At 63.6% G+C, this 3085-nt stretch carries 2 protein-coding genes; both read right to left on the bottom strand.

Annotated elements, in window-relative coordinates:
- Nucleotides 1-960, bottom strand: a 960-nt coding sequence (locus A2I95_RS29005) for a GlxA family transcriptional regulator (protein WP_291735465.1), incomplete at its 3' end; no start/stop codon positions are given.
- Nucleotides 961-982: 22 nt separating this feature from the next.
- Nucleotides 983-3085 (bottom strand): FAD-dependent oxidoreductase (locus A2I95_RS29000; RefSeq protein WP_291735462.1); only part of this gene is annotated, 2103 nt, incomplete at its 5' end.

Genomic DNA, 3085 nt, shown 5'->3' with positions numbered 1-3085 from the left:
CGACTTGCCGAAATAGCGGCGGTAGACCTTGGCGAAATGGGTCTGGCTGTTGAACCCCGCGGCCAATGCCACATCGATGATCCGCATGTTGGTCTGCAACAGCAGGCTGCGGGCATAATCCAGCCGCAGTTTGGTGTAATAGACCTTAGGTGTGGTTTGCAGGTATTTCGAGAAGAGCCGCTCCAGCTGGCGCACTGACAGGCCAACCAGGTCTGAGATGCCGCCAGGCGTCAGCGGCTCCTCCAGGTTGCTCCGCATCAGGCTGAGCGCAGCGGCGAGTTTTTCATGCCGAACGCCAGTCCGGCCATATTCGGAAACCGTCTGATCCTGATTCCCCTTGCGCGCCGAGGAACAGACCATCAGATCCGCCGCTCCTGTTGCGACGGCAGCCCCGTGATGATCCGAGATCAGGTTCAGCATCATGTCGATGGTGGCAGTGCCACCGGCGCAGGTGATCAGTTTACCGTCCATGGTGAACAGCGAATTCTTCACCTCCACATCCGGATGCGCCTCGGCAAGAACGGCCCGCAGCGCCCAATGGGCCGAGACCTGGCGCCCCGTTAGCAGCCCGGAGCGCGCCAGCGCCAGCACACCGCCACCCAACGCTCCAAGGGCCGCCCCCATGCGCTGCGCTTTTCGCAGCCAGCCCAGAACCTTGAGCGATACCCCCGGCTCCTGCCCCTGGCCACCGCAAACAAAAATCATATCGCCGCGCAGCAGGCCCGGCAGGCCGCCGTCTACCGCCACGCCAAGCCCGTTCGGCGCGGTGACGGACAAGCCGTCTTCGCTGACCACGCGCCAGTGATAGCGCGCGGTCCCGTCGTGTTTGTTGGCCGCCTCCAGCGCCGCCACCGCGCTGGACAGATCCAGCGGCGAGAAGGTGGGCAGCAGCAGGAAGATGCAGCGGCAGGCCGACTCGGCCTCAGCCGCTTCGGGGAACGTCCGAATGGGGCTGGTCATGATATCCGTTCCCCTGATCCGGTCAGGCGCGCATGTTGGCGCCGTTGGCGTCATAGACCGGCGCGCCCAGCACCTCGGCGTCATACATCTCGCCCAGGATCTCGACCTGCAGCCTGGTGCCCGCCGCGGCGTGTTCCGCCGAGACATAGCCCATAGCCATCGAGGCCTTTGCGTGATGCGCATAGCCGCCGGAAGAGATGTAGCCCACCGCTTCACCGTCTTTGAGGATCGCTTCGTCATTGGACACATCAATGCCGTCCACGCCGATGGTCATGGTGACCAGCTTGCGGCTCGGCCCGGCTTCCTTGGCCGCCAGTGCGGCCTCCTTGCCAACAAAGTCCTTCTTCCAGTTGATGAAGACATCCATGCCGCTCTCCGCCGCATCGAAATCGGGGCGGAAATCCAGCGTCCAGACACCCCAGCCCTTCTCCAGCCGCATCGACATCAGCGCTCGCGCCCCGTACCAGCGGTAGCCGAGATCAGCACCGGCCTCCTCGACCGCTTCCGCCAGGCGCAGCAGGTACTGCGGTTTGCAGTAAAGCTCATAGCCCAGCTCGCCCGAGAAACTGATCCGGTTCAGGATCACCGGCACGCCGCCCACAAATGTCTGGCGCAGATCGCGGAACTTGAACGCCTCGCCCGAGACATCCTCGCGGGTGATCCGCTGCAGCAGCTCGCGCGATTTCGGACCCGACAGCGCGATGCCATGCCAGTCGTCCGAGACATTCTGATAGGTCACATCGGCAGGCAGATCCTTTTCAAACCAGCGGCGATGCGCCTCCTGCATGGCACCGGAGCCGAACAGCATGAAATGCTCCTCCCCGAGACAGGCCACGGTCAGATCGCCATAGAGCTTACCCTTGGGCGTCAGCATCGGCGTCAGGGTCAGGCGGCCCGGTTGCGGCACATAGCCCGCCAGCACGTGATCCAGATATTCCCGCGCGCCCGCGCCCTTGAACTCATGCTTGGCAAAGTTGGCAACCTCGATGCCGCCCACCGCCTCGCGCACCGCCTTCACCTCGCGTGCCACATACTCATGGCTGCGGTTGCGCTCAAACGTCGGCTCCTCATGCGCATCCTCAGGTCCATCCGCAAACCACAGCGCGCTTTCCAGGCCAAAGCCCTGCCCCATCCGCGCACCCTTGGCTACCAGCCGGTCATAGAGCGCCGTGGTCTTCTGCATCCGCCCCTTCGGCAAGGTCTCATTCGGGAAGGTCATCACAAACCGGCGCTCGTAATTCTCGGTCGACTTCACGGTGCCCCAGTCGGGGGTCGCAAAATCGCCGAACCGCGCCACGTCCATCGCCCAGACGTCGATGGACGGCTCGCCGTCGATCATCCACTCGGCCATGGTCAGGCCCACGCCGCCGCCCTGGCAGAAACCAGCCATCACCCCCACGGCGCACCAGTAGTTCTTCATGCCCGGCACCGGGCCGATCATCGGGTTGCCGTCGGGGCCGAAGGTGAAGGGACCGTTGATCATGTCCTTGATGCCCGCCTCGCCAATCGCGGGGATGCGCTCAAACGACATCTCCAGACGGTCGGCAATCCGGTCCAGATCGGGCTGCAACAGCTCATGCCCGAAATCCCACGGCGTGCCATCCACCTTCCACGGCGTGCCTTTGGGTTCATAGGTGCCCAGCAGCATCCCCTGGCGCTCCTGCCGGAAATAGATGTTGGCCTCGTAATCGATCCCGGCCGGCAGGCGGGTCGGGTGGTTCGCCACCGCGTCGATCTTGTCGGTGATCAGATAGTGGTGCTCCATCGGCTGCACCGGCAGGTTGACGCCCTGCATGTGGCCGACTTCCCGCGCCCACAGGCCGCCGCAGTTCACGATATGCTCGGCATTGATCACGCCATTTGGCGTTGTCACGTCCCAGCTGCCATCAGCGCGCTGGGTGGTGCCGGTCACCGGCGTATGGGTGAAATACTTTGCGCCATGCACCTTCGCCGCCTTGGCAAAAGCATAGGTCGCACCCGAGGGATCCAGATCGCCATCCTGATCATCCCACAGGGCGGCATGGTAATGTTTCGGATCAATCAGCGGGTGGCGTTCAGCCACTTCCCTGGGGCTGATGAATTCCTGGTTCAGGCCCATATACCGCGCCTTGGACCGTTCGCGTTT

The organism is Leisingera sp. F5, from assembly GCF_001593695.1.
Note: the sequence above shows the minus strand (reverse complement) of the source record. Positions and strands in the feature narration are given on the sequence as shown.